Origin of the sequence: Novosphingobium subterraneum, assembly GCF_000807925.1 — a bacterium.
Lineage (GTDB): Bacteria > Pseudomonadota > Alphaproteobacteria > Sphingomonadales > Sphingomonadaceae > Novosphingobium > Novosphingobium subterraneum.
Window position 1 is genome coordinate 66,650 of record NZ_JRVC01000002.1, and the last position, 22,437, is coordinate 89,086.

The 22,437-nt window shown below is 63.2% G+C and carries 27 protein-coding genes and 1 tRNA gene; 15 read left to right on the forward strand and 13 right to left on the reverse strand.

Annotated features, from left to right (window positions below; translation table 11 throughout):
- Window positions 1–22: 22 nt before the first annotated feature.
- Window positions 23–700, forward strand: a complete 678-nt coding sequence (locus tag NJ75_RS02200) for a cysteine hydrolase family protein (protein ID WP_039331094.1) — start codon at window positions 23–25, stop codon at window positions 698–700.
- A 108-nt stretch (window positions 701–808) separates the two neighbouring features.
- On the opposite strand, the gene grpE is transcribed toward NJ75_RS02200, so the two are convergent.
- Together grpE and hrcA are read right to left on the reverse strand one after the other, a co-directional pair.
- Entirely contained in the window at window positions 809–1,384 is a 576-nt protein-coding gene (gene grpE / locus NJ75_RS02205) for a nucleotide exchange factor GrpE (RefSeq protein ID WP_039331096.1), read from the reverse strand.
- Window positions 1,381–2,445 carry a heat-inducible transcriptional repressor HrcA gene (gene hrcA, locus NJ75_RS02210; protein WP_039331098.1) on the reverse strand — a complete coding sequence of 355 codons (1,065 nt, stop codon included), beginning with the start codon at window positions 2,443–2,445 and terminating at the stop codon, window positions 1,381–1,383. The genes grpE and hrcA overlap by 4 nt, the downstream gene beginning before the upstream one ends.
- A gap of 77 nt (window positions 2,446–2,522) precedes the next feature.
- On the opposite strand from hrcA, the gene rph reads away from it, so the two are divergent.
- The 4 genes from rph to NJ75_RS02230 are packed head-to-tail and all read left to right on the forward strand — an operon-like array spanning window position 2,523 to window position 5,965.
- Complete coding sequence (gene rph / locus NJ75_RS02215) at window positions 2,523–3,239, forward strand: ribonuclease PH (RefSeq protein ID WP_039331100.1); 717 nt, start codon at window positions 2,523–2,525, stop codon at window positions 3,237–3,239.
- Entirely contained in the window at window positions 3,239–3,913 is a 675-nt protein-coding gene (gene rdgB / locus NJ75_RS02220) for an RdgB/HAM1 family non-canonical purine NTP pyrophosphatase (protein ID WP_039331102.1), read from the forward strand. The genes rph and rdgB overlap by 1 nt, the downstream gene beginning before the upstream one ends.
- 10 nt (window positions 3,914–3,923) lie before the next feature.
- Window positions 3,924–5,075 carry a radical SAM family heme chaperone HemW gene (hemW, locus tag NJ75_RS02225; protein ID WP_039331104.1) on the forward strand — a complete coding sequence of 384 codons (1,152 nt, stop codon included), beginning with the start codon at window positions 3,924–3,926 and terminating at the stop codon, window positions 5,073–5,075.
- A complete protein-coding gene (locus tag NJ75_RS02230; RefSeq protein WP_039331106.1) occupies window positions 5,072–5,965 on the forward strand; it encodes a tyrosine recombinase XerC in 894 nt (297 codons plus the stop codon). Before hemW ends, NJ75_RS02230 begins: the two co-directional genes overlap by 4 nt.
- On the opposite strand, the gene NJ75_RS02235 is transcribed toward NJ75_RS02230, so the two are convergent.
- The 3 genes from NJ75_RS02235 to NJ75_RS02245 form a co-directional block, all read right to left on the reverse strand.
- A complete protein-coding gene (locus tag NJ75_RS02235) occupies window positions 5,966–7,294 on the reverse strand; it encodes a sensor histidine kinase (RefSeq protein WP_230487846.1) in 1,329 nt (442 codons plus the stop codon). It lies immediately after the preceding gene.
- Window positions 7,295–7,376: 82 nt separating this feature from the next.
- Window positions 7,377–8,054, reverse strand: a complete 678-nt coding sequence (locus NJ75_RS02240) for a response regulator transcription factor (RefSeq protein ID WP_039331476.1) — start codon at window positions 8,052–8,054, stop codon at window positions 7,377–7,379.
- A gap of 113 nt (window positions 8,055–8,167) precedes the next feature.
- Complete coding sequence (locus tag NJ75_RS02245; protein ID WP_039331477.1) at window positions 8,168–8,464, reverse strand: PepSY domain-containing protein; 297 nt, start codon at window positions 8,462–8,464, stop codon at window positions 8,168–8,170.
- 111 nt (window positions 8,465–8,575) lie between these two features.
- On the opposite strand from NJ75_RS02245, the gene NJ75_RS02250 reads away from it, so the two are divergent.
- The 3 genes from NJ75_RS02250 (at window position 8,576) to NJ75_RS02260 (ending at window position 12,233) form a co-directional block, all read left to right on the forward strand.
- Window positions 8,576–10,372, forward strand: a complete 1,797-nt coding sequence (locus tag NJ75_RS02250) for an ABC-F family ATP-binding cassette domain-containing protein (protein ID WP_039331478.1) — start codon at window positions 8,576–8,578, stop codon at window positions 10,370–10,372.
- A gap of 99 nt (window positions 10,373–10,471) precedes the next feature.
- Window positions 10,472–11,044: a helix-turn-helix domain-containing protein gene (locus tag NJ75_RS02255; protein ID WP_039331111.1), complete on the forward strand. Its 573-nt coding sequence runs from the start codon at window positions 10,472–10,474 to the stop codon at window positions 11,042–11,044.
- A 1-nt stretch (window position 11,045) separates the two neighbouring features.
- Entirely contained in the window at window positions 11,046–12,233 is a 1,188-nt protein-coding gene (locus tag NJ75_RS02260) for a glycosyltransferase (RefSeq protein WP_039331113.1), read from the forward strand.
- A gap of 35 nt (window positions 12,234–12,268) precedes the next feature.
- Here the strand turns inward: NJ75_RS02260 and secF are convergent, their stop codons facing one another.
- From secF to yajC, 3 genes are read right to left on the reverse strand one after another with little or no spacing between them, the layout of a single operon-like run.
- A complete protein-coding gene (gene secF / locus NJ75_RS02265) occupies window positions 12,269–13,246 on the reverse strand; it encodes a protein translocase subunit SecF (protein WP_039331115.1) in 978 nt (325 codons plus the stop codon).
- A 15-nt stretch (window positions 13,247–13,261) separates the two neighbouring features.
- Window positions 13,262–14,869 carry a protein translocase subunit SecD gene (secD, locus tag NJ75_RS02270; protein ID WP_039331116.1) on the reverse strand — a complete coding sequence of 536 codons (1,608 nt, stop codon included), beginning with the start codon at window positions 14,867–14,869 and terminating at the stop codon, window positions 13,262–13,264.
- Between the two features lie 27 nt (window positions 14,870–14,896).
- Window positions 14,897–15,226: a preprotein translocase subunit YajC gene (gene yajC / locus NJ75_RS02275; protein ID WP_039331119.1), complete on the reverse strand. Its 330-nt coding sequence runs from the start codon at window positions 15,224–15,226 to the stop codon at window positions 14,897–14,899.
- A gap of 228 nt (window positions 15,227–15,454) precedes the next feature.
- On the opposite strand from yajC, the gene NJ75_RS02280 reads away from it, so the two are divergent.
- The 6 genes from NJ75_RS02280 to accC all read left to right on the forward strand — a co-directional run bounded on the left by NJ75_RS02280 (window position 15,455) and on the right by accC (window position 18,959).
- Window positions 15,455–15,531, forward strand: a tRNA-Pro gene (locus tag NJ75_RS02280).
- 116 nt (window positions 15,532–15,647) lie between these two features.
- Window positions 15,648–16,061, forward strand: coding sequence for a holin family protein (locus tag NJ75_RS02285; protein ID WP_039331479.1), 414 nt, complete (start codon window positions 15,648–15,650; stop codon window positions 16,059–16,061).
- Between the two features lie 54 nt (window positions 16,062–16,115).
- The gene (locus NJ75_RS02290; protein ID WP_156484039.1) at window positions 16,116–16,484 is read left to right on the forward strand and encodes a hypothetical protein; all 369 of its coding nucleotides are present in this window, start codon (window positions 16,116–16,118) and stop codon (window positions 16,482–16,484) included.
- A 75-nt stretch (window positions 16,485–16,559) separates the two neighbouring features.
- Complete coding sequence (gene aroQ, locus NJ75_RS02295) at window positions 16,560–17,012, forward strand: type II 3-dehydroquinate dehydratase (protein ID WP_039331122.1); 453 nt, start codon at window positions 16,560–16,562, stop codon at window positions 17,010–17,012.
- Between the two features lie 101 nt (window positions 17,013–17,113).
- A complete protein-coding gene (accB, locus tag NJ75_RS02300) occupies window positions 17,114–17,602 on the forward strand; it encodes an acetyl-CoA carboxylase biotin carboxyl carrier protein (RefSeq protein WP_039331124.1) in 489 nt (162 codons plus the stop codon).
- A 10-nt stretch (window positions 17,603–17,612) separates the two neighbouring features.
- Entirely contained in the window at window positions 17,613–18,959 is a 1,347-nt protein-coding gene (gene accC, locus NJ75_RS02305; RefSeq protein ID WP_039331126.1) for an acetyl-CoA carboxylase biotin carboxylase subunit, read from the forward strand.
- 55 nt (window positions 18,960–19,014) lie between these two features.
- Here accC and NJ75_RS02310 read toward each other — a convergent pair whose 3' ends face one another.
- From NJ75_RS02310 to gshB, 3 genes are all read right to left on the reverse strand, one after another.
- Window positions 19,015–19,233 carry a hypothetical protein gene (locus tag NJ75_RS02310; protein WP_039331128.1) on the reverse strand — a complete coding sequence of 73 codons (219 nt, stop codon included), beginning with the start codon at window positions 19,231–19,233 and terminating at the stop codon, window positions 19,015–19,017.
- Window positions 19,234–19,322: 89 nt separating this feature from the next.
- On the reverse strand, window positions 19,323–19,925 hold the full coding sequence (locus NJ75_RS02315; protein ID WP_039331130.1) for a DedA family protein: 603 nt from the start codon (window positions 19,923–19,925) through the stop codon (window positions 19,323–19,325).
- Between the two features lie 63 nt (window positions 19,926–19,988).
- Entirely contained in the window at window positions 19,989–20,936 is a 948-nt protein-coding gene (gene gshB, locus NJ75_RS02320; protein WP_039331133.1) for a glutathione synthase, read from the reverse strand.
- A 115-nt stretch (window positions 20,937–21,051) separates the two neighbouring features.
- On the opposite strand from gshB, the gene NJ75_RS02325 reads away from it, so the two are divergent.
- Complete coding sequence (locus NJ75_RS02325) at window positions 21,052–21,240, forward strand: hypothetical protein (RefSeq protein ID WP_039331135.1); 189 nt, start codon at window positions 21,052–21,054, stop codon at window positions 21,238–21,240.
- A gap of 7 nt (window positions 21,241–21,247) precedes the next feature.
- Here NJ75_RS02325 and NJ75_RS02330 read toward each other — a convergent pair whose 3' ends face one another.
- Window positions 21,248–21,604 carry a YraN family protein gene (locus tag NJ75_RS02330; protein WP_039331137.1) on the reverse strand — a complete coding sequence of 119 codons (357 nt, stop codon included), beginning with the start codon at window positions 21,602–21,604 and terminating at the stop codon, window positions 21,248–21,250.
- Complete coding sequence (rsmI, locus tag NJ75_RS02335) at window positions 21,601–22,437, reverse strand: 16S rRNA (cytidine(1402)-2'-O)-methyltransferase (protein WP_052241864.1); 837 nt, start codon at window positions 22,435–22,437, stop codon at window positions 21,601–21,603. Before rsmI ends, NJ75_RS02330 begins: the two co-directional genes overlap by 4 nt.

The following is a 22,437-nucleotide window of genomic DNA, read 5'->3' on the forward strand; positions in this document are numbered from 1 at the left end:
GGCAGCAGGAGATCTGACCGCCATGCCTCATGCCGTTGACCATCGCGCCATCCTTGCCCGCTTCGCCCCCACGCGCGGTGGTGATGGCAATATCTTCCAAGATATCGAACCCGCGCGGCTCGCCCATATCGTCGTCGACATGCAGAACGGCTTCATGGAGGAAGGCGCGCCGGTAGAAGTGCCGATGGCCCGCACCATCGTCGACAATATCAACCGCATCAGCGCCGCAATTCGTGCCAGCGGCGGCCACAACGTGTTTCTCCGCTACACCACACCGCCCGATGGCGGCCCGAGCTGGTCGAATTTCATGGTTCGCATGGGGAGCAAGGCGCAAGGGCACCAGGAGGCCTTCACCCCGGGCGCGCATTACTGGCAGCTCTGGCCAGCGCTCGAAGTAGCCGCGAACGATACGGTGATCGACAAGCACCGCTTCAGCGGTTTCACGCCCGGAACCTGCATGCTCCACGCCGTCCTGCAGGATCGCGGCATAGATACGGTGCTGATTACGGGCACCCTCACCAACTGCTGCTGCGAAAGCACTGCCCGCGACGCGATGCAGCACAACTACCGCGTGCTGATGGCGGGCGATGCCATGGCCGCACTGTCAGACGAGGAACACGCTGCGACGCTCCACAACATGGCCTTCGTATTCGCCGATCTCTATTCGACGGATGAAATTGTCGGATTGCTCGGCGGGTAAAAAGCTCTGCGCCCCTGCGAAGGCGGGGGCCTCGGTGGTTTCACGAACCATCAAAGCAAACCGGCTGAGGTCCCCGTCTCCGCGGGGACGCATCAGCGTGTGATAAAATCAGTCCGGCTTCTTGGCCACTGCCACCATTGCCGGTCGCAGCAGACGGTCCTTGATCATATAGCCTGCCTGCAGCTCCGAGATCACCGTGCCCGGTTCGGCATCGGCCGAGGGCATCTCGATCATCGCCTGGTGCTGGTGTGGATCGAGCGGGAGGCCCATTGCGGCGATGCGGGTGATGCCGTGGCTGCCGAACACCTTCTCGATCTCGCGCCCCGTGGCTTCAAGCCCGGCGACGAGGTTCTTGAACTTCTCGTCCTCGCGCAGGTCAGCCGGGATCGATTCCAGGGCGCGCGCCAGATTGTCCGCTACCGAAAGGATATCGCGGGCAAAGCCGGTCGCGGCATAGGCGCGGGCGTCGGCGATGTCCTTCTCCATGCGACGGCGCACGTTCTGCGTTTCGGCCTTGGCATAGAGCACGTCCTGCTTGGCCGCCTTAAGCTCCTCGCGCAGCCTGGCCGCTTCATCGCCTGAAGAGGAATCCTTGGCGGAAGACTGGTCGATCATGTCCTCGGGCACACCCTTCAGTTCCGCCTCGACTTCAGCGTCAGTGGGGCGCGTCTCGTTATCGCTCATTTTCTCGAAAATCCGTCTTGTCCGATGAATCTGCCCAGCGTCTGGGCGGTGAAATCAACCATGGGGACGACGCGCGCATAATTCAACCGCGTTGGGCCGATCACGCCGACCACGCCGACCACCCGCCCCTCGCTGTCGCGCCATGGTGAGGCAATGACCGACGACCCCGAAAGCGAGAACAGGCGGTTCTCGCTCCCGATGAAAATACGCGTCGCTTGCGCCTCGCGCGCGGCATCCAGCACCCGCGCGATCGCCTCGGCGCTCTCCAGTTCGTCAAGTAGCTGGCGGACGCGTTCGATATCGCTCAGCGCCGCTTCGTCGAGCAGGTTGGCCTGCCCGCGCACGACCATCACTGGTCGCGCCGCGGCATCCTGCGTCCACACCACCAGCCCGCGCTGCACCAGATCGGCACTGGCTGCATCCAGCGCCGAACGTCCCCCATCGACCTCCGCTCGCACCACGCCAGACGCTTCGCCAAGCGTGCGACCCTGCAACCGGCTCGTCAGATAATTGCCAGCCTGCTCAAGCACCGCAGCACCCACCGGCTCGGGCAAGTCTATCACCCGGTTCTCGATCCCGCCGTCCTCGCTGACCAGCACGGCGAGCGCCCGCACGGGCGAGAGCGGCACGAACGAAATCTGCACCAGCCGGGGCTCGCGCTTGGGCACCATGACCACCGCAGCCCCCGCTGACAGTTCGGACAGCGCCGAGCTGGCCGCTGCCAGTGCATTCTCGATGGTTCCGCCATGAGCGAGCCCGCGCTCGATCTGCGCCCGCTCGGCCACGGTGGGCTCGGCCACCTGCATGATGCCGTCGACGAAGAGCCTCAGGCCCACCTCCGTCGGCATCCGTCCTGCACTGGTATGCGGCGCAGCAAGAAGCCCGGCGTCCTGCAGTTCCTGCAATACAGAGCGGATCGAAGCGGGCGACAAGTTCACGCCCCCCGGCCCCGCCAGTGCCTTGGAGCCCATCGGCTGTCCACTGGCGATATAACCCTCCACGACGAGACGGAAAATCTCGCGTGCGCGGTCGGTCAGATCGGAGAGCGTTGGGCCGTGCATGGTGACAATCTAATCCACGCTCTTGCAGGCTCAAGCCCAATGCGCCAGAGGCTGGCCAAACTTTTGAGGGAAAATCCATGCGACCTTCCGGCCGTGCGCCCGATGAAATGCGCCCCATCATCATTGAAACCGCCTTCACCAAGCACGCCGAAGGCTCGGTCCTGATCTGCTTCGGCGATACCAAGGTGCTCGTCACCGCCTCGGTGGAAGAGCGCGTGCCGCCATTCCTGCGCGGCAAGGGCGAAGGCTGGGTCACGGCGGAATACTCGATGCTTCCCCGCGCCACCCACACCCGCGGCAGCCGCGAGGCGGCGAAGGGCAAGCAGTCCGGCCGCACGCAGGAAATCCAGCGCCTGATCGGCCGCAGCTTGCGCGCCGTCACCGATCTCAAGAAGCTGGGCGAGCGCCAGATCACGCTCGACTGCGACGTGATCCAGGCCGACGGCGGCACCCGCACCGCCTCGATCTCCGGCGCTTGGGTCGCCCTGCGTCTCGCCGTACAGAAGCTGCTTGATAGCGGCGCGATCAAGGAAGACCCGCTGACCGAAAAGGTCGCCGCGATCTCCTGCGGCATCGTCAATGGCCAGCCGGTGCTCGACCTTGATTACATTGAAGATTCCTCGGCAGATGCCGACGCCAACTTCGTCCTGATCGAAGGCGGCAAGATCGCCGAGGCGCAGGCCACGGCCGAAGGCGCGACCTACGACGAAGAAGGCCTCCTGCGCCTCCTCCGCCTCGCCCGCATCGGCTGCAACGAGATCTTCGCGGCGCAGGAAAAGGCGGTTCGCGGCTGATGTCTTCGCCCCGTCTCGGCACCGGCAAGCTGGTCATCGCCACGCACAACGCCGGAAAGCTCAAGGAAATTCAGGCCCTTCTCGCGCCCTACGGGATCGAGTGCCTGTCCGCCGGCGCACTCGGCCTGCCGGAGCCTGCCGAGACGGGCACGACCTTCGTCGAGAACGCGCTGATCAAGGCGCGGGCAGCGGCGGAGGCTTCGCAGATCCCCGCCCTCGCCGACGACTCCGGCCTCTGCGTCGACGCCCTCGGAGGAGCACCGGGGGTCTACACCGCGGATTGGGCCGAGGCGGACGTGTTCGAGGGAGGGCCCGGTCGCGACTGGTACATGGCGATGGGCAAGGTTGAGGGAAAGCTCGCGGGAGTTGAGGCTGAGTTCGCGAGAGTTGCGGCAGAGTCCGGGGAGAGTGCCCCAGAGTTGGAAAGAGGCTGCCACTTTGCCTGCGTGCTCGCCATCGCGTGGCCAGACGGCTCCCACGCGGTCTACGAAGGCCGGGCGCATGGCACTCTCACCTGGCCTCCGCGCGGAACAATGGGCTTCGGCTATGACCCGGTGTTCGTGCCCGTGGGCGACACTCGCACCTTCGCAGAACTCGATCCGGCCGAAAAGCACGCGATCAGCCACCGCGCCGACGCCTTCGCCAAGCTGGTAGCGGACCAGTTTTCGGCCTAAGGCTCTGGCCATGGCCCTAGCGCTCTACATCCACTGGCCATTCTGCCTCGCAAAGTGCCCCTATTGCGACTTCAACAGCCACGTCCGTGATCGGACGGACATGGCGGCTTGGGCCGACGCGCTGCTGGCGGACATGCGCCATGAAGCGCAGTTGACGCCGGGCCGGAAGCTTACCTCGATCTTCTTCGGCGGGGGCACGCCTTCGCTCATGCCGCCAGCGCTGGTCGAAACGCTGCTGCGTGAGGCACAAGGCCTGTGGGGCTTTGCCCCCGGTATCGAGATCACGCTTGAGGCCAACCCGAGCTCGGTCGAGGCTGCCAATTTCGCTGCGCTGGCAAGCGCTGGGATCGACCGCGTTTCGCTCGGCCTGCAGGCGCTCGACGACAAGACGCTGAAGTTTCTCGGCCGACTGCATGGCGTCACGGAAAGCCTTGCCGCACTGGACCTGGCGCAGTCCCACTTCAGCCGCGTCAGCTTCGATCTAATCTATGCCCGCCCTGAACAGACGCCAGCGCAATGGCAGGCAGAGCTGCAGCGCGCGCTGGCCTTCGGGACCGGCCATCTCAGTCTCTACCAGCTGACCATCGAACCCGGCACCCGCTTCGCCACACTAGTTCGCGAAGGCCAGCTCACACCGCTCGACGACGATCAGGCCGCCGACTTGTTCACGCTCACCCGCGAACTGACCGCCGCTGCCGGCCTCCCCGCCTACGAAACCAGCAACCACGCCCGCCCCGGCGAGGAAAGTCGCCATAACCTCACCTATTGGCGCTATCAGGACTACGTCGGCATCGGCCCCGGTGCACATGGGCGCAGGCTCGGCGCGGCGACTGTGCGGCACAAGAAGCCTGAGAACTTCCTGCGCGCGGTAAGCGAGCAGAAGCACGGCATTGCCGAGGAGCGGCATCTGATCCCCTCGGATCAGGCAATGGAAGCGGTGCTGATGGGCCTGCGACTGGCCGAGGGTATCGAGCCGGTGCCCCTCGCTGCGCGGTTCGGCTTCACTGCGAATGATCTTATCGACCCGGCAAAACGCGATTTCTACGTGCGGCTGGGCCATCTTGCCGAGGACCGCGGACGCCTGAGCGTGACCGAACAGGGCGCGCCGCTGCTTGAAGCCCTGCTCGCGGAACTCGTGCCGGCGGCGCTGGTCGGCGCATGACCACGGCGGACTTTCTCGAGGCTTGGCACAATCACTTAGCTCTCGGCCGCCGTCGCTCACCCCATACCGTGCGCGCCTATACCGCAACCGTCGCGCGCCTGCTTCATGCCTTGCCCGAAGGCCAAAGCTGGTCAACGCTCGCGCGGATCGACGCTACAACCTTGCGCAATCATCTGGCCGAGCGCCGCGCCGATGGCCTGGGCAATGTTTCTGCGGCGCGCGAACTTTCGGCGCTCAAGTCCTTCATCGCCTTCGCCCGCGAGCAGGCTGGAGATGCTGACACCAGCCGCCCACGATTGCGCGGCCCGCGCGTAAAGAAGGGCTTGCCGCGCCCCGTCACGCCAGACGAAGCGGTCAATCTTGCCGAAATGGTCGCCGACGATGCGGGGGTACCATGGATCGCCGCGCGCGACCGTGCCGTCCTGCTCCTGCTCTATGGTGCTGGAATGCGCATTGCTGAAGCGCTGGCGCTGCCGGCCTCGGTCTTGCCGCTGGGCGAGACTGTCGTGATTACCGGCAAGGGTGGCCGCCAACGCGTCGTTCCCCTGCTGCCGATCGTGAGCGAGGGTGTTTCCGACTATGTGGCGCAATGTCCTTGGCCGCTTGCCAAGGACGAACCGCTGTTTCGCGGCGCGAAGGGCGGTCCCTTGGCGCAGGGCATGGTGCAACGTGCTGTGGCAAGGGCGCGCACCGCGCTGGGTTTGCCGGCCACGGCGACGCCGCACGCCCTGCGTCACTCCTTTGCCACGCACCTGCTAAGCGCCGGGGCTGACTTGCGCTCCCTGCAGGAACTGCTCGGCCACGCGAGCCTGTCGTCAACCCAGATCTATACCCGGGTCGATGCGGCAACGCTGCTGGACGTCTACCGGAATGCCCATCCGCGGGCGTGATCACTGTTTGGCAGTGGCACTCCGTGGCAATCGCAGCACCGACAGCAACCCGCCGAGGTCTTCACTTTCCCTGAGTTCGACGCTGCCGCCGTAGATTTCTGCAACATCCCGCACGATAGCGAGGCCAAGGCCGGTTCCGGGCTTTCCGGTATCGAGCCTGGCGCCACGATCGAAGATGCGCTCGCGGGACTCCTCGGGAATGCCGATGCCATCGTCCTCGACCCAGATTTCGCAGAACTTCGGATCGGCGGGTGCAGCGTCGATGGTAATGAAGACCGATCCGCCGCCGTACTTGGCCGCATTCTCGATCAAGTTGCCAAGGATCTCGTCGAGGTCCTGACGCTCGATCGATACCTCGGCGGTGCGGTTGCCGTCCATGTCGAAGCGCACGTTCGGGTAGAGGCGGACAACAGCCCGTTCCACTGCTTCGGCGCTTTCCCACACCTGGGCGCGTGACATGCCCACCGCGCGGCGACCGACTGCGCGCGCGCGCGCGAGGTGATGGTCGACTTGACGGCGCATGACCGCAGCTTCGCGGATCACCGTATCGGCAAGATCATCGGCCTTGGCGGTTGCTGCATTCATCACCACGGTGAGCGGGGTTTTGAGGGCGTGGGCAAGATTGCCTGCATGGGTGCGCGCCTCTTCGGCCTGGCGCTCGGAGTGTTCGAGCAGGGCGTTGAGTTCGACCACGAGTGGCTGGACTTCGAGGGGCAAGGGTTCGGTGACGCGGCTAGCCCCGCCCTCGCGCATGCGGGCTATCGCCAGCCTCACACGACGCAAGGGGCCAAGACCGTAGAACGTCTGCAGTCCCGCCATGGTGAACAGCCCGAGGCCGAGTGCGAGGAAAGACCAGATCAGGATCGAGCGGATGCGCCGGATCTGTGCGTCGATCTCGCCACGGCTGGCGGCGACCTGAAATTCCCACAGCGTGTTGGCACCCGGCAGGATCACAGAGCGCTTGATGATGCGCAGGCGCTCACCCTCGAACTGGTCGCTGTCGTCGATCTTCGGGTCGACATAGTTCTGATCGGGATCGGTGCGGAGCGAACGGTCCCACAGCGAGCGCGAAGGGAAGTCCTCGTGCCCTTGCCCGGAGATTTGCCAGTAAAGGCCGCTGTTGGGCTCAAGGAAGCGCTGGTCGCCGAGGGGGCGGTTGAAGAAGACTTCACCGTCCGGCCCGATCTCGGCCGAGGCGACCATTGCGGTCAGCATATAGCCGAGTTGTTCATCGAAATTGCGGGTGACCAGCCCAGTCAGCGTCTGGTCGAGCGCCAGACCACCACCGAGCAGGAGGACGCTGATCCATCCTGCCGCGATAAGCAGCATTCGCCGCGCCAGCGAGCCGGTATGCGGCGCTGGCTGCGGCGTGTCGTTGCTGCCCTTCTCCGGCACCTATTGCCTGCGCGGATTACCCACGACCGGGTTCGGCCGGATCATCGAGGCTGTACCCAAGACCGCGGATCGTGGTAATCACATCGGGGCCCAGCTTCTTGCGGATACGGGTGACGAAGACTTCGATCGTGTTGGAATCGCGGTCGAAATCCTGATCGTAAATGTGTTCGATCAGTTCGGTCCGGCTGACCACCTTGCCCTTGTGGTGGAGTAGATAGGACAGGAGCTTGTATTCCTGCGCTGTCAGCTTGACCGGTTCGCCGTTGAGCGTGACGCGGCCTGAACGCGTATCGAGGCGCACGTCGCCAGCGGTGAGTTCGGATGAGGAATTGCCGGAGGCGCGGCGGATCAGCGCACGCAGGCGGGCGATCAGTTCCTCGGTCTGGAAGGGCTTGGCAAGATAATCGTCAGCACCGGCATCGAGCCCGGCAACCTTGTCGGACCAGCTGTCACGCGCGGTGAGAACGAGGACGGGGAACTTGCGCCCCTCCTTGCGCCACATGCCGAGCACTGTCAGGCCGTCGATCTCGGGCAGGCCGAGGTCAAGGATGACGGCGTCATACTCTTCGGTAGAGCCCATGAAATGCCCGTCTTCGCCATCGACCGAAAGATCGACGGCATATCCGTTCTGTTCGAGCGTGTTCTTGAGCTGCTTGCCGAGAGTGGGTTCGTCCTCGACGATCAGAATGCGCATCATTTGCCCCTTACTGCACGCCGCACGGGCGCGAACACTTGCAGGGCTAGATGGGGCGCGAAACCTGAACGGTCAAGGAACTGGCGCGAAAGCCACCGTTCACCAACAGGCTCTCATCGACTTTCGCCGAGAACCTGACCGGTGCGGGCGTCAACATCCACGAACATGACCCGGCCATCACGGATGAACTTCAGGCGATAGACCATCGCGGACGGATCGTACTCAGGGCCGAGATACTGCATTCCCGGTTTGGTCGGCAGCACGCGGCGTTCGATATCGCGGAGCGAACGCACGTTGCCAGCGCGCAGGTCGCGGCGGGCCTCGTTCTGCTCGTCGGGCCGCTGCTGGGCGTGCGACGTTACGGGCAGGAGAGCCAGTGATGCGGCAAGAAGGGCAATGGCACGGTTCATGATGTGCGCATGCATAAGCCGAGGGCATTGAACAAGCGGTGAATGCGAAGCCGCGTTATCGTTCAGCGTCGGGCGTTGCGCGAGGGCAACGCTGCGGCTAAGCGGCAGGCCATGGCGGCACCGATACTCAGCTGGGAGGGCCTCGGCCTCGTCCAGGGCAATGGCTGGCTCTTTCAGGATCTCGACATCCATATCCAGCAGCGCGACCGGCTCGCGCTGATCGGGCGCAATGGCGCAGGCAAGACAACCCTGCTCAAGCTGTTGGGCGGGCAGGTGGATGCGGACAAGGGCACGCGCTCGATCCAGCCGGGGACAAAGATCGTCACGCTGGAGCAGGACCCGTTCTTCACCGGCTTCGATACGCTGATGGACTTTGCGCTATCCGGCAAGGACGCCCCTCCCCGTCACGAAGTCGAATCCATTGCCGGGCAGCTCGGCATCGACATGAACCGCAAGGCCGATAGCGCCAGCGGTGGCGAGCGGCGCCGCGCCGCCCTTGCCCGTGCGCTGGCTAGCGAGCCGGATCTCCTGCTGCTCGACGAGCCGACCAACCACCTTGATCTTGCCGCGATCGACTGGCTGGAAGACTGGCTGCAGCGCTATCGCGGGGCGTTCGTGGTCATCAGCCATGACCGCACCTTCCTAGAACGGCTGACCAAGGCGACGCTCTGGCTCGATCGTGGCTCGCTGCGCCGGAAGGATATCGGCTTCGGCGGATATGAGGCGTGGATGGAACAGGTCTATGCCGAGGAAGCACGCGCCGCCGACAAGCTCGATGCCAAGCTGAAGATCGAGGCGCACTGGCTCGAGCGGGGGGTTACCGCGCGGCGCAAGCGCAACATGGGACGGCTGGAAAAGCTCTACGAGATGCGCGCGCAAAGAGCAGCCATGCTCTCTCCGCAGGGGACCGCGAAGCTGGCCATCGCCAGTGACGATGCCAAGAGCAAGGCAGTGATCGTTGCGGATCACGTCAACAAGTCGTTCGGCGATCGCCCCATCGTCAAGGACTTCACCCTGCGCATCACGCGCAAGGACCGCATCGGCGTGGTCGGCTCGAATGGCGCGGGCAAGACCACCTTGCTCAAGCTGCTGACCGGTGAACTGGAGCCGGACAGCGGGACGATCACCCTTGCCAAGACGCTGCAGGGGATCATGATCGATCAGCAGCGCAGCCTGATGGCGCCCGACAAGCGCGTGCGCGACGTGCTGGCCGATGGCAGCGACTGGATCGACGTGCGCGGTGTCCGCAAGCATATCCAGGGCTATCTCAAGGACTTCCTGTTCGATCCGGGGCTGGTCGAAGCACGCATCGGCACGCTTTCCGGCGGTGAGCGTTCGCGCCTGCTGCTGGCACGCGAGTTTGCGCGCTTTTCAAACCTGCTGGTCCTCGACGAGCCGACCAATGACCTCGACCTCGAAACGCTCGATCTCTTGCAGGAAGTGATCTCGGACTACGACGGCACGGTACTGATCGTCAGCCATGATCGTGACTTCCTCGATCGCACGGTGACCATCACGCTGGGAATGGACGGCTCGGGCAAGGTCGACATCGTCGCGGGCGGGTACGCTGATTGGGAGAAGATCCGCAAGCAGAGGCAAGCAGGCAAGCCAGTTGCCCGGTCTGCAGGGGCGGACAAGCCAGAAGCGGCAGTGGCAGCGCCCGTCCAGCCTGCAAAAAAGGGCAAGCTTTCATACAAGGATCAGCGCGACTACGAATTGCTGCCCAAGCGGATCGAGGAACTCGACGCTGCGATTGCACGCGGCGAGGCTCAGCTGGCCGATCCAGATCTCTATGCCAAGGACCCCAGGAAGTTCGATGCTTTGATGGCTGCGCTGGAAAAGGTCCGGGCCGAAAAGGAAGCCGCTGAAGAGCGCTGGCTGGAACTGGCCGAGATGGTCGAGGGCTGAACGGCCCCTTCGCGCAAAGCCCTTGCTTCGGCCTGCAATTTGTAGGTAAGCAAAAAATCACCGTTACGGTTAAGACGGTCACGAACAGGGGTCGCGCGCATGATCAATCGAATCCGCGATATACGCCGCCAGAAGGGCATGACGCTGGCCGATGTGGCTGCGCGCTGCGATCCGCCGACCACCGCGCAGACGATCGGCAGGCTTGAAACCGGCACGCGCAGCCTGTCGCTGACGTGGATGAACCGTATCGGCGCTGCGCTCGGGGTTGAGCCGCAATTGCTGGTCAAGGCCGAGGAGGATACCCCTACCCACCTCGTTGCCCGGCTCGGACCGAACGGCGCCGAGGCTCTTGCCAAGCCGATGGATGCCATCCTCCCCGTGGCCCTTGACGGTTCCGCCCGCCTCCTCGCGCTGGCCGTTGAGGCAAGCGCTGGCGAGTATCGCGCAGGCGATCAGGTATGGTTGCGCCAGATCGATCCGGAGGACTTCGCCCGCGCCTTCAACCGTGATGTCCTTGCTCCACGCACTGCCGGTCGCTTTGCTTTCGGCCGCTTGATCGATCAGCGTGACGGGCGCGTTGCGCTGCTTCCGCCGGGTCCTGGCCAGAGACAGGTGGTGATCGATCGGCCGGCATGGCTGGGCGTCGCCGAAATGCTCGTGCGCAAACTTTGACGTGAAGCGCCTCCTCTCGATCTCCACGCTTTATCCCGCAACAGGTCGTCCCGGCTTCGGCCGCTTCGTCAGCCGCCAGATGCAAGCCCTGGCCGAACGGGGGGACTGGGACGTGACGGTCGTCAACCCGATCGGCATTCCACCGGTGCCAATGAAGCGCTACGCCATGCTTAAAGGTGTGCCGGAAGTTCAGGAACAGGGCGCGGTGACAATCCATCACCCGCGTTTTCTCCTGATTCCCGGTCTATCCGGACCGATCAACCCGGCGCTGATTGCCCACGCGATCCTGCCGCTGGCAAAACGGCTCCATGCCGAGCGGCCGTTCGACATGATCGATGCGCAGTTCTTCTATCCTGACGGACCTGCCGCGGCCAAGGTCGCGCGCGCGCTTGAAGTGCCGCTGGCAATAAAGGCGCGCGGGTCGGACATCCATCTGTGGGGGCAGCGGTCATGGCCGCGCCACCAGATGATCGAAGCCGCGCGCCAATCGGCCCTTCTGCTTTCCGTTTCCCAAGCGCTGGCAAACGACATGATAGCGCTGGGCATGCCCGCTGACCGTATCAGAGTTCATTACACCGGACTCGATCGATCGCGCTTCCGCCCGCTCGAGCGCCAAGCAGCGCGACAGTTGGTATCAGCTTTGCCGTCGCTTCAGATCTGGCCCGAGGGCCGTCTGCTGCTGTGCGTTGGCGCGTTGATTGCGATCAAGGGGCAAGCGCTGGCAATCCGTGCGATGGAGCTGCTGCCCGACGACGTCCGGCTCGCCATTGCAGGCACCGGCGCGGATGAAACCGGTTTGAAGCGGCTGGTCCAGCAGCTTGGCCTGGAATCGCGAGTCCACTTCTTGGGTTCGGTGGAACACGACATCCTTCCGCATTTGCTCTGCGCGGCGGATGTCATGGTTCTGCCCTCTGAACGCGAAGGGCTTGCCAATGCCTGGATCGAATCGCTCGCCTGCGGGACGCCGGTCGTGATCCCCGACATCGGCGGCGCGCGTGAGGTGGTGGCCGATGTAAGCGCCGGGCGGATCGCGGAGCGCACACCTGAAGCCATCGCCGAGGCCGTGAGCGAACTGCTCCAATCACCCCCGACGCAGGATGCGGTTGCGGTAAACGCCGCACGGTTCAGCTGGGAAGCCAATGCCAGTGCGCTCGCCGCCATGTACGAAGAAGCGGCGACGAAGCGTTAGACTTCGCCGCCGCCAATCGGTTTGCCTACGCGGGATCAAACGCCTTCGCGTGCAATCCGCTCCTGCTTTTCGAGTGCCGTCTCGGTCGGCACGAAGCTGTTCGGGTTTACCTTCAGCCAGATCAGGATGGGCGCCGCCATGTAGATCGAACTGTAGGTACCGACGAAGATGCCGAGCGTGATGGCCGCAGTGAAGCCGAAGATCACGTCAGGCCCCAGCAGCAGCAAGGCCACCAGCGTGATAAGCATCGACAGCGAGGTCACGATCGTCCGGTGCAGCGTCTCATTGACCGAGAGGTCGAGCAGTTCCGGCATCGGCATCCGGCGATACTTCTTCATGTTCTCGCGGATGCGGTCATAAACGACAATGGTGTCGTTCAGCGAATACCCGATAAGCGTGAGCAGCGCGGCCACGATGTTCAGGTCGAACTCCATGCCGGTGACGGCAAAGAGGCCTAACGTCAGGGTCACGTCGTGCACCAGCGCGAATAGCGCGCCCACGCCAAACTGCCATTCGAACCGCAACCAGATGTAGGCCGCAACCGCCAGAGACGCGAGGCCGAGCGCCTTGAACGCATCCCAGCCCAGTTCCTTGGAGACCTTGCCCGATACCGAATCGACGCCGTCGATTCGCGCGTCGGCATGGTTCTTCTTGATGTCTGCGGTGATGGTGCGGGCCATCTTGTCGGCAAGAGCCGCTTCCTGGCCTGCGCCTTCCGGCAGCTTCATGCGGATCGAGATTTCGTTGGGCTTGCCATAGCGCTGGATGATCGGTTCGCCGTAGCCAAGCTTGCCGACTTCTTCGCGCAATTCACCGACTGGCGCTTCGGCGCTGCGTTCGAAAGTCACGCGGATCATCTGACCGCCGATGAAATCGACGCCCAGGTTGAGGCCCTTGGTTAGCACCAGTCCCCAGGAGGCCGCCATCAGGATGATGCTGATGACGTAGAACGGCACACGCCACTTGAGGAAGTGAATGTTGGTGTTGTCGGGTACGAGCTTGAGGAGTTTCATCGGTCTGTCCTCCTCTTAAAGGGCAATGTCGGTGGGGCGGGCACGGCGAAGCCACTGTGCGACCCACATGCGCGTCAGGGTGACGGCGGTGAACACCGACGTCGCGATGCCGATCATGAGAACCACGGCAAAGCCCTTCACCGGTCCCGAGCCGAAGGCGAACATCAGCACGGCGGCAATGACGTTGGTGATATTCGCATCGAAAATAGCGCGGCTGGCTTCCTTGTAGCCAAGCTCCACCGCCTGGACGACCTTGCGGCCGCGGTGTCGCTCCTCGCGGATGCGCTCGTTGATAAGCACGTTTGCGTCAACCGCCGCGCCGATGGTCAGCACGAAGCCGGCGATGCCCGGCAGCGTCAGCGTGGTGCCGATTATGCCCATGATGCCAAGGATCATGATCACGTTGATGATCACGGCGAGGTTCGCGTAGACGCCAAAGCGGCCATAGGTGACGAGAATGAACACCGCGAGGGCCAGCGTGCCGACGCCCATCGCGATCACACCCTTGCGGATCGAGTCCGCACCAAGGTCAGGCCCAACGGTGCGCTCTTCCACGACCTTCAGATCCACTGGCAGCGCGCCCGAACGCAGCGAGATCGCCAGCGCGTTGGCGCTTTCCGTGGTAAAGCGGCCAGAAATGATCGCGCTGCCGCCAAGGATGGGCTCGTTGATCGTCGGGGCGGAAAGGACCTTGCCGTCGAGAATGATGGCGAATTGCTTGCCGACATTCTGCGTGGTCAACTTCGCGAACTTAGCGCCACCGTCGGTGTTGAAGGTGATGTTGACGACCGGCTCGTTAGTCTGCTGGTTGTTTGTCTGCTGGGCGTTGGTCAGCTGATCACCACGGATGCCACCAAGACGCTTGACTGCGATCGACGGTACGCCGCCGCCTTCTGCAGGGCTGACGAAGGGCACGATCTCGCTGCCCGGGGGCGCGATGCCTTGCGCCACGTCAGAAGGCAGTGCCGAAGTATCGACGAGCTTGAACTCGAGCTTGGCGGTCTGACCAAGCAGGTTCTTGAGCGCCTGCGGGTCCTGCAGGCCGGGAACCTGCACGACGATGCGCGTCGGCCCCGAACGGATGATCGTTGGCTCCTTCGTGCCGAGTGCGTCGATGCGCTTGCGCACGACTTCGACCGCCGTGTCCATCGCTTGGGTAACGGCCTGCTGGATACCGGCGTCGGTCGGCTTCAGGACGAAGCGGTTGCCATCGACGACGTTGATGTCCCAATCACGTTGGCCGGTGAGCCCTGCCCCGTTGGTCAGCGGCAGCACCGCTTCGCGCACTGCATCGACTTGCGAGGCATCGGCGACAACGAAAGTCAGCGCACCATCGCGGTTGGAAATATCGCTGATGCGGATGTCTTTGCCATCCTGCTTCAGCTTGTTGCGAACCGATTCCTCCATGCCTTCGATGCGCTGCTGGCGCACCTGCGAGGGATCGGCTTCAAGCAGGATGTGGCTGCCGCCTGCAAGATCGAGGCCGAGGTTGACCTTGGGCTCGGGCAGTGCACTCGGCCAACCAAGACCCATGGTTGCAGTGAGCGACGGGATGGCGGCTGCAACGCAAACCAGCGTTATCAGCCAAAGCCAGATCACCTTCCAGCGCGGAAATTCGAGCATGGGCGTTCAGCCTTCAGGAAAGTGAGATCAGTCGTTCGCAGGCGAAGAGCCGACAGGCGGCACGATGTCGCCAATTGTGGCGCGCACGGCCTTGACCTTGACGTTCGGGCCGAGTTCCAATTCGACGTAGTGATCGTCGAGCTTGATCACCTTGCCGATCAGTCCGCCGGCAGTGACGACCATGTCGCCCTTCTTCATGCCTGCGATCTTTGCCTTGTGCTCCTTCTGCTGGCGCATCTGCGGCCGCAGGATCAGGAACCAGAAGATGAAACCCATCGCCACCAGCGGCATGAAAGTCATCCAGGCAGGCGGCTGGCCGGCATTTGCTGCGGCGGCGGAAAGAGTGCTGAGCATCATGGGTCCGTTTCTGGGATCGCAAGGCAAGGATTACAACCGGGCCGACTGCGGTTATCCCGCATTTACCGGCCCCGGCATGAACAAGCGGCGCGGTTAGCAGTTTGAACTGCGCAAGGCAATCTGACGCGCTGGCCGAGAGGCTGGGCACGCCGCAGCCGATCCTCCGAACCTTTCGCCAATCTCGCGCTTGCCATCCTCAAAAGTGCTGCCTATAGGCGCGCTTCCGGTCGGGACGTAGCGCAGCCTGGTAGCGCATCACACTGGGGGTGTGGGGGTCGGAGGTTCGAATCCTCTCGTCCCGACCAATTCAAAAGGCTCGCGAAGCGCATTGTGCTCGCGGGCCTTTTTGCTGTCTTCGTTTTCCTACACCGCGTCTTGTGGTTATATGCACCCGCGTCCCGCAACCTGGAAGGACGCAAGCATGGCAAACTCCGAAGCCCTGATTTCATCGGTTTCTGCGATTATCGACAAGATCATCCCCGATGCTGCCTCACGCGATCAGGCAAAGCTCGAACTGCTTCGCCTTGAGAGCGCACGAGAATTGAAGCCGCTGAAGGCGCGCATCTCGGCGACCCTCGCCGAATCCCGCGCTGACGATCCGTGGACTCGCCGGGCGCGCCCTGCCTTTCTCTATGTGATGTACGCCGTGATCCTGTGGGCCTTGCCCATGGGCCTGCTGGCCGGGCTCGATCCGGCTGCTGCGCGGGCGATCATGACCGCGACGAGCGCCTATCTCAACGGCTTGCCCGAACCGCTCTATGCCTTGTTCGGCACCGGCTACCTTGGCTATACTGCGGCACGGCAGTGGGGAAAGGCCCGAGGAACGGACCGCTGAATGCGCAACGCCTTGGTTAGTTTCTGGTAACCTCCGCCTGATATGAAAGCAGGCATGAGAACGAGGTCGGACCGCTTTTTGATGCCTTTGCTGGCCGCAGGCAGGCGCGCGCCGCTTGTAGCCAGCCTTGCTCCGCTTGGCTTGATCCTTGCGCTCGGCGGCTGCGGATCCTCCGACAACGAAAAGCTCGAAGCGCGGATCGCAGCGCTGGAGGCGAAGGCAGACGCGGCCGACAAGCGCTCGCGGCAAGCGTTGAGCATGGCGGCCACCAGCAACCCCGCGCCAGTTGTCGAGAGCGGCACAACCGACAGCTTCGGCGAGCCCTCGCTGTCGGATGAAGTCACCGACGGATCCGCCGACAGCGCGATATATGAAAACACGATCGAGGCACCTGCGGGTCCCCCCATCGCCCCCGGCTTTTAATAATCACCTCCCTCTTGCCCTTGCGACTTTGCCCGCATTGTCTATCACGACAGGCATTCGCGATCGGGGGATCTGATGACACAAGCTTCCGGCCAGGGCACGACCGTCTATGTGCTCAATGGCCCCAACCTCAACCTGCTCGGCCTGCGCGAACCGGAAATCTACGGTTCGCAGACGCTCGACGACATCGCCGGCATGCTCGAAGATCGCGGCCGTGAACTGGGTCTCGAGATCGACATGCGCCAGTCCAACCATGAAGGCCATCTGATAGACTGGCTCCATGAGGCGCAGGCCGAGGGCGTAAAGGCCGTGCTGCTCAACGCCGGTGCCTACACCCACACCTCGGTGGCGATCCACGATGCGATCAAGTCGATCAAGGTGCCGGTGATCGAGGTTCACCTGTCGAACCCGCACAAACGCGAGGCTTTCCGCCACCATTCCTATGTCGGCATGGCCGCGCTTGGCACTGTCTGCGGCTTCGGCGCAAACAGCTACCTTGCGGCATTGGACGCCGTTTCGCGCCTTTGAAACAGGCGTTTTTCCACTTTCACTGATCGCTGCCACTTGCCAGTCCATCGCGTTGGGGGCATGGCGCGCGGTCAGAATTCATACCCCGCGAGGAAATTCAAATGGGTCACGAACGCGGCGACAAGGCCGAAAACATGGCGATCGACGGCAAGCTTGTACGCGAACTGGCAGAGCTTCTTGCCGAAACCGGGCTGTCTGAAATCGAGGTCGAGGATGGCGAGCGCAAAATCCGCGTAGCCCGTCAGCTGACTGCTGCGCCGGTCGCTCAGGTTGCGGTTGCAGCCCCGGCCCCGGTCGCTGCACCTGCCGCGACGGCAGCACCTGCTGCGCCTGCCGCTGCTCCTGCAGAAGACCATTCCAACGCCGTGAAGTCACCGATGGTCGGGACCTGCTACCTCGCCGCCGAACCGGGCGCTGCCAACTTCGTCACCGTCGGCCAGAGCGTGAAGGCGGGCGAAACCCTGCTGATCATCGAAGCGATGAAGGTGATGAACCCGATCACCGCGCCTGCCGCAGGCGTGGTAAAGGCGATCCTGGTCGAGAACGCGCAGCCGGTCGAATTCGACCAGCCGCTGGTCGTGATCGCGTAAAGGTCCGCTGATGGCCATCAAGCGCCTGCTTATCGCCAACCGCGGCGAAATCGCGCTGCGCATCCACCGCGCCGCGCACGAAATGGGCATTGAGACGGTCGCGGTGCACTCCACCGCCGATGCCGACGCGATGCACGTGCGCCTCGCCGATCATGCGGTGTGCATCGGTCCGCCCGCAGCGAAGGATAGCTACCTCAACGTCGCGGCGATCATTTCGGCAGCCGAAATCACTCACGCTGACGCGATCCACCCGGGCTACGGCTTCCTTTCGGAGAATGCCAAGTTCGCCGAGATCGTCGAAGCCCACGACATCACCTGGATCGGCCCCAAGCCCGAACACATCCGCACGATGGGCGACAAGATCGAGGCCAAGCGCACCGCTGGCGCACTCGGCCTGCCGCTGGTGCCGGGTTCGGACGGCGCGGTTTCGGATCTCGAGGAAGCCAAGGCCATTGCCGAAAAGGCCGGCTATCCGGTGATCATCAAGGCAGCATCGGGCGGCGGCGGTCGCGGGATGAAGGTCTGCAACACCCCTGAACAGCTTGAAACCCTGATTCAGCAGGCTGGCAGCGAAGCCAAGGCCGCCTTCGGCGACGCGACGGTCTACATCGAGAAGTACCTCGGCAACCCGCGCCACATCGAATTCCAGATCTTCGGCGACGGCAATGGCAATGCCATCCACCTCGGCGAACGCGACTGTTCGCTGCAGCGCCGACATCAGAAGGTGCTTGAAGAAGCGCCCTCGCCGGTGATCTCGACCGAAGAGCGCAACCGCATGGGGGGCATTGTCGCCAAGGCCATGGCTGACATGGGCTATCGCGGTGCGGGTACCATCGAGTTCCTGTGGGAAAACGGCGAGTTCTACTTCATCGAGATGAACACCCGCCTGCAGGTGGAGCATCCTGTTACCGAAGCAATCACCGGCGTCGATCTGGTGCGCGAACAGATCCGCATTGCCGATGGCAAGCCCCTGTCGGTCAGCCAGGACGAGATCGAGTTCAAGGGGCACGCGATCGAGTGCCGCATCAATGCGGAAGATCCGTTCACCTTTGCCCCTTCGCCCGGCCTGGTTAAGAGCTATCACGCCGCGGGCGGCATGCACGTACGGGTCGATTCCGGGCTCTATGCCGGGTACAAGATCCCGCCGTACTATGACTCGATGATCGCCAAGCTGATCGTCTACGGCCGTACACGCGAAGGGTGCATCATGCGCCTCAAGCGCGCGCTTCAGGAAATGGTGATCGAAGGACCCAAGACCTCGATTCCGCTTCACCAGCGCCTTTTGAACGAGCCTGATTTCCTCTCTGGCGACTACACCATCAAGTGGCTGGAAGAGTGGCTGGCCAAGGACGCCTGATCCGCCATCTTCCCAAACAAAAAGCCCCCGCATTGCGGGGGCTTTTCCGTTCTGCTCAGTCCATGACCGGCAATCTTGCACGAATGGCCCGCCAAGCCGGCTCGGGCCGGTCGTTCTTCACCAGGATCGCTTCCACCTCGTCGAATTCCTCGAGTTCGAGCGCCTCTGTCACGCTGAGCGGAAAATAGACATTCTCGTCGTTGTCCATGCGCACGGCATAGGCGCCGCGCCCTTCCTCGCTTTTCGTAACGATGCACATCGCCTTCACTGCCATGGACAATACCTTTTATTTCGTAGCGTTACATAAGACCGCCAATCCGGCAGGCTTCGAGACAAAGCCCGCAAGGCGCCGCATAGTCAACCCTAGCGCTCGCGCGGCTTCCACGTAAGTACGCGCCAGACATAGCCGATAAGCACGATGACCAGCGTCGCAGTCGCGATCGGCCCGGTGTACTTCTCGATCTCTCCAAAGTTGCGCCCGAGGTAATAGCCCGCGCCACTCAGGATCGCATTCCAGATTGCAGCGCCAGCGAAGGTGAACAGTAGAAACCGTACATGCCCCATGTGCGTAAGACCGGCTGGCAATGAGATCATCGTGCGCATGAACGGGGCAAACCGCACAGCGAAGACTACCCACTGGCCATGCCGCCGAAAGAACCGGACTATTGCCTCTACGTCCTCCCATTCGACGGTAAGCCAGCGCCCGAAGCGACCGACAAAGGGGCGCAGTCTCTGATAGCCCAACGTCCGGCCGAGGAGATACCAGCAATAGTTGCCCAACGTCGATCCGACAGTGCCTGCCAGCATCAGCGGCCAGAATTCCATTCGGCCCCGCGCCACGGCGATCCCGCCCAGCCCCATGATAAGCTCGGATGGAATTGGCGGAAACACGTTTTCGATGACCATCAGGAACGCGATGCCCCAATAGCCACCGCCTTCGATCAGGTGGACGATCCAGTCATTCATGAGAAGGGTAACGATTCCAAACGGCCAAAAGCTCCTGCTTCCGATGGAGGAGCCCGGATGCCCTTACAGCCGCCGCTCGATCGCGTCCCAGATCATCCCCGGCGTATCGGTGCCGTTGAACTTGTCGATCGCGACAATCCCGGTCGGCGAAGTTACGTTGATCTCGGTCAGGTACTTGCCGCCGATCACGTCGATGCCAACGAAGATCAGGCCAAGACGCTTCAGCTGCGGCCCGAGCGCTGCACAGATTTCCTGCTCTTCCGCCGTCAGTTCCGTCTTCTCGGCATAGCCGCCGACCGCAAGGTTCGAGCGGAACTCGCCCTCACCCGGCTTGCGGTTGATGGCGCCGGCGATCTCGCCATCGACCAGCACGATACGCTTGTCGCCCTTGGCGACCTCGGGAAGAAACGCCTGCACCATGTGCGGCTCGGGCCAGGTCTGGTTGAACACCTCAAACAGCGCGCCAAGGTTTTCGCCTTCGGGCCCGACGCGGAAAATAGCCTTGCCGCCATTGCCGTGGATGGGCTTCACGACGATCGCGCCATGCTTCTTCTGGAACAGCCGCACTTCCTCGACCGAGCGGGTGACGATCGTTGGCGGCATGAAGCGCCGATAATCAAGCACCATGACCTTTTCAGGCGCATTGCGAACGCTCCGGGGATTGTTGACGACCAGCGCTTCACCCTCGATCCGCTCGAGCAGATGGGTGGCCGTGATGTAGCCCATGTGGAACGGAGGGTCCTGCCGCATGAGGATCACGTCGATATCGCGCCCAAGGTCGAGCCGGCGCACGTCGCCTGTCTTGTAGTGGTCGCCCTCCACGCGCTGCACCGTCACCGGACGGGCATGAGCGATCAGCCGGTCATCCTCGTCCAGCGTCAGCGAACCTACGTCGTAATGGTAAACCTCGTGCCCGCGCTCCTGCGCCGAAAGCATGAGTGCGAAGCTGGAATCTCCAGCGATATTAATCGAGTGGAGCGGGTCCATCTGGACCGCAACGCGAAGAGTCATGCTTGCACAGATCCTCAGGGGTTTATCTCAGGTGCGCCTTAAAGCCGATTTGTAGCTTGTGCGACCATTTTCAGATCGCGCCTCGAAGGCGCCCCCCAAATCCAAGGAGCCATTGATGCGCAAGCTGTTCACCGTTGCCGCTGCCGGAATCGCCGTTCTCGGCTGGTCGTCACAGGGCGTTGCCAACCCCGACCCGCACCCCACCAGCGCCCCGAAGGACGATCACAAGGGCGACAAGAAGGACGAGCATCACGACGAGCACAAGGACGGCGAACACAAGGAAGAGCACAAGCCCGCCCACTAAGCGTCGGTCAGGTGCCGGGTTGCCAGGCGTTGGCAATCCGGTACGGCCACTTTCCCTGTGCCATCAGGATAACGTCAATTCGGACGTCATCGCCAGGCCTTGCATACTTTCCGGCAAGCATTTCCGCCGCCCTTGCGACGCGTCGCAGGCGGTGAGCGTCAATCGCGGCGCCCAGTTGCCGGGCATCCTTGCGCCATTTCACTTCGATGAACGCAACCGTTCGCCCTTTTCGCGCGATCAGGTCGACCTCGCCTGCCATGAGCTTCACCCGCTGCGCCAGAATGCGCCAGCCCTGAAGCCGCAGCCACCACGCTGCCAGCCATTCGGCCCGCCGTCCTTGCTGCTCAGCCTCGGCACGCCTCATTCCTTGAGTGCCATGGCCCGTGCGTAAAGCACCTTGCGATCCAGCCCAAGCGCCTTTGCCACCTTGCCTGCCGCTTGCGATGTAGACATCTCGGCCAGCGCTGCGCGCAGTTCCGCGTCGATGACGTCGTCCTCGGGCGCTTCGGCCTCTCCGGGTGGCGCAATGAGAAGCACGATCTCACCTTTCGGCGGCTGCGCCGAGTAGTGCGCCGCAAGTTCCGCTGCAGAGCCGGAACGACACTCCTCGTGCAACTTGGTCAGCTCACGCGCAACCGCGACCTCGCGTCCGGGCAAACGCTCGGCGATTGCTTCCAGCGAAGCCACAAGGCGGGGCCCCGTTTCATAGAATGCCAGCGTGGCCGGGACGCCGGATAGTTCGGTCAGGACATCGCCCCGCGCCTTCTCCTTGTTCGGCAGGAACCCCGCAAACAGGAACCGATCCGTCGGCAACCCCGCCATCGACAAGGCGGTCACGACCGCGCTCGCACCGGGCAACGACGTGACCGATATCCCCCGCGCCCGCGCCTCTCGCACCAACCTGTAACCCGGATCGGAGATCAGCGGCGTTCCGGCATCCGATACCAGTGCAACCGCCTTGACCGCCATTTCTGCCAGCAGCGCTTCCCTCGCGCCGTCGCTGGCATGATCGTCATACCGTCGCATCGGCTTGTGAAGGCCCAGCAGATTCAGCAATTTCCCTGTCACCCGCGTATCCTCGCAGGCTACCAGATCGCAGCGCCCAAGCGTGTCTGTGGCGCGACGGGTCATGTCACCAAGATTGCCAATAGGCGTGGCAACAATATAGAGACCGGGTGCAAGAGGCGACGTATCCAT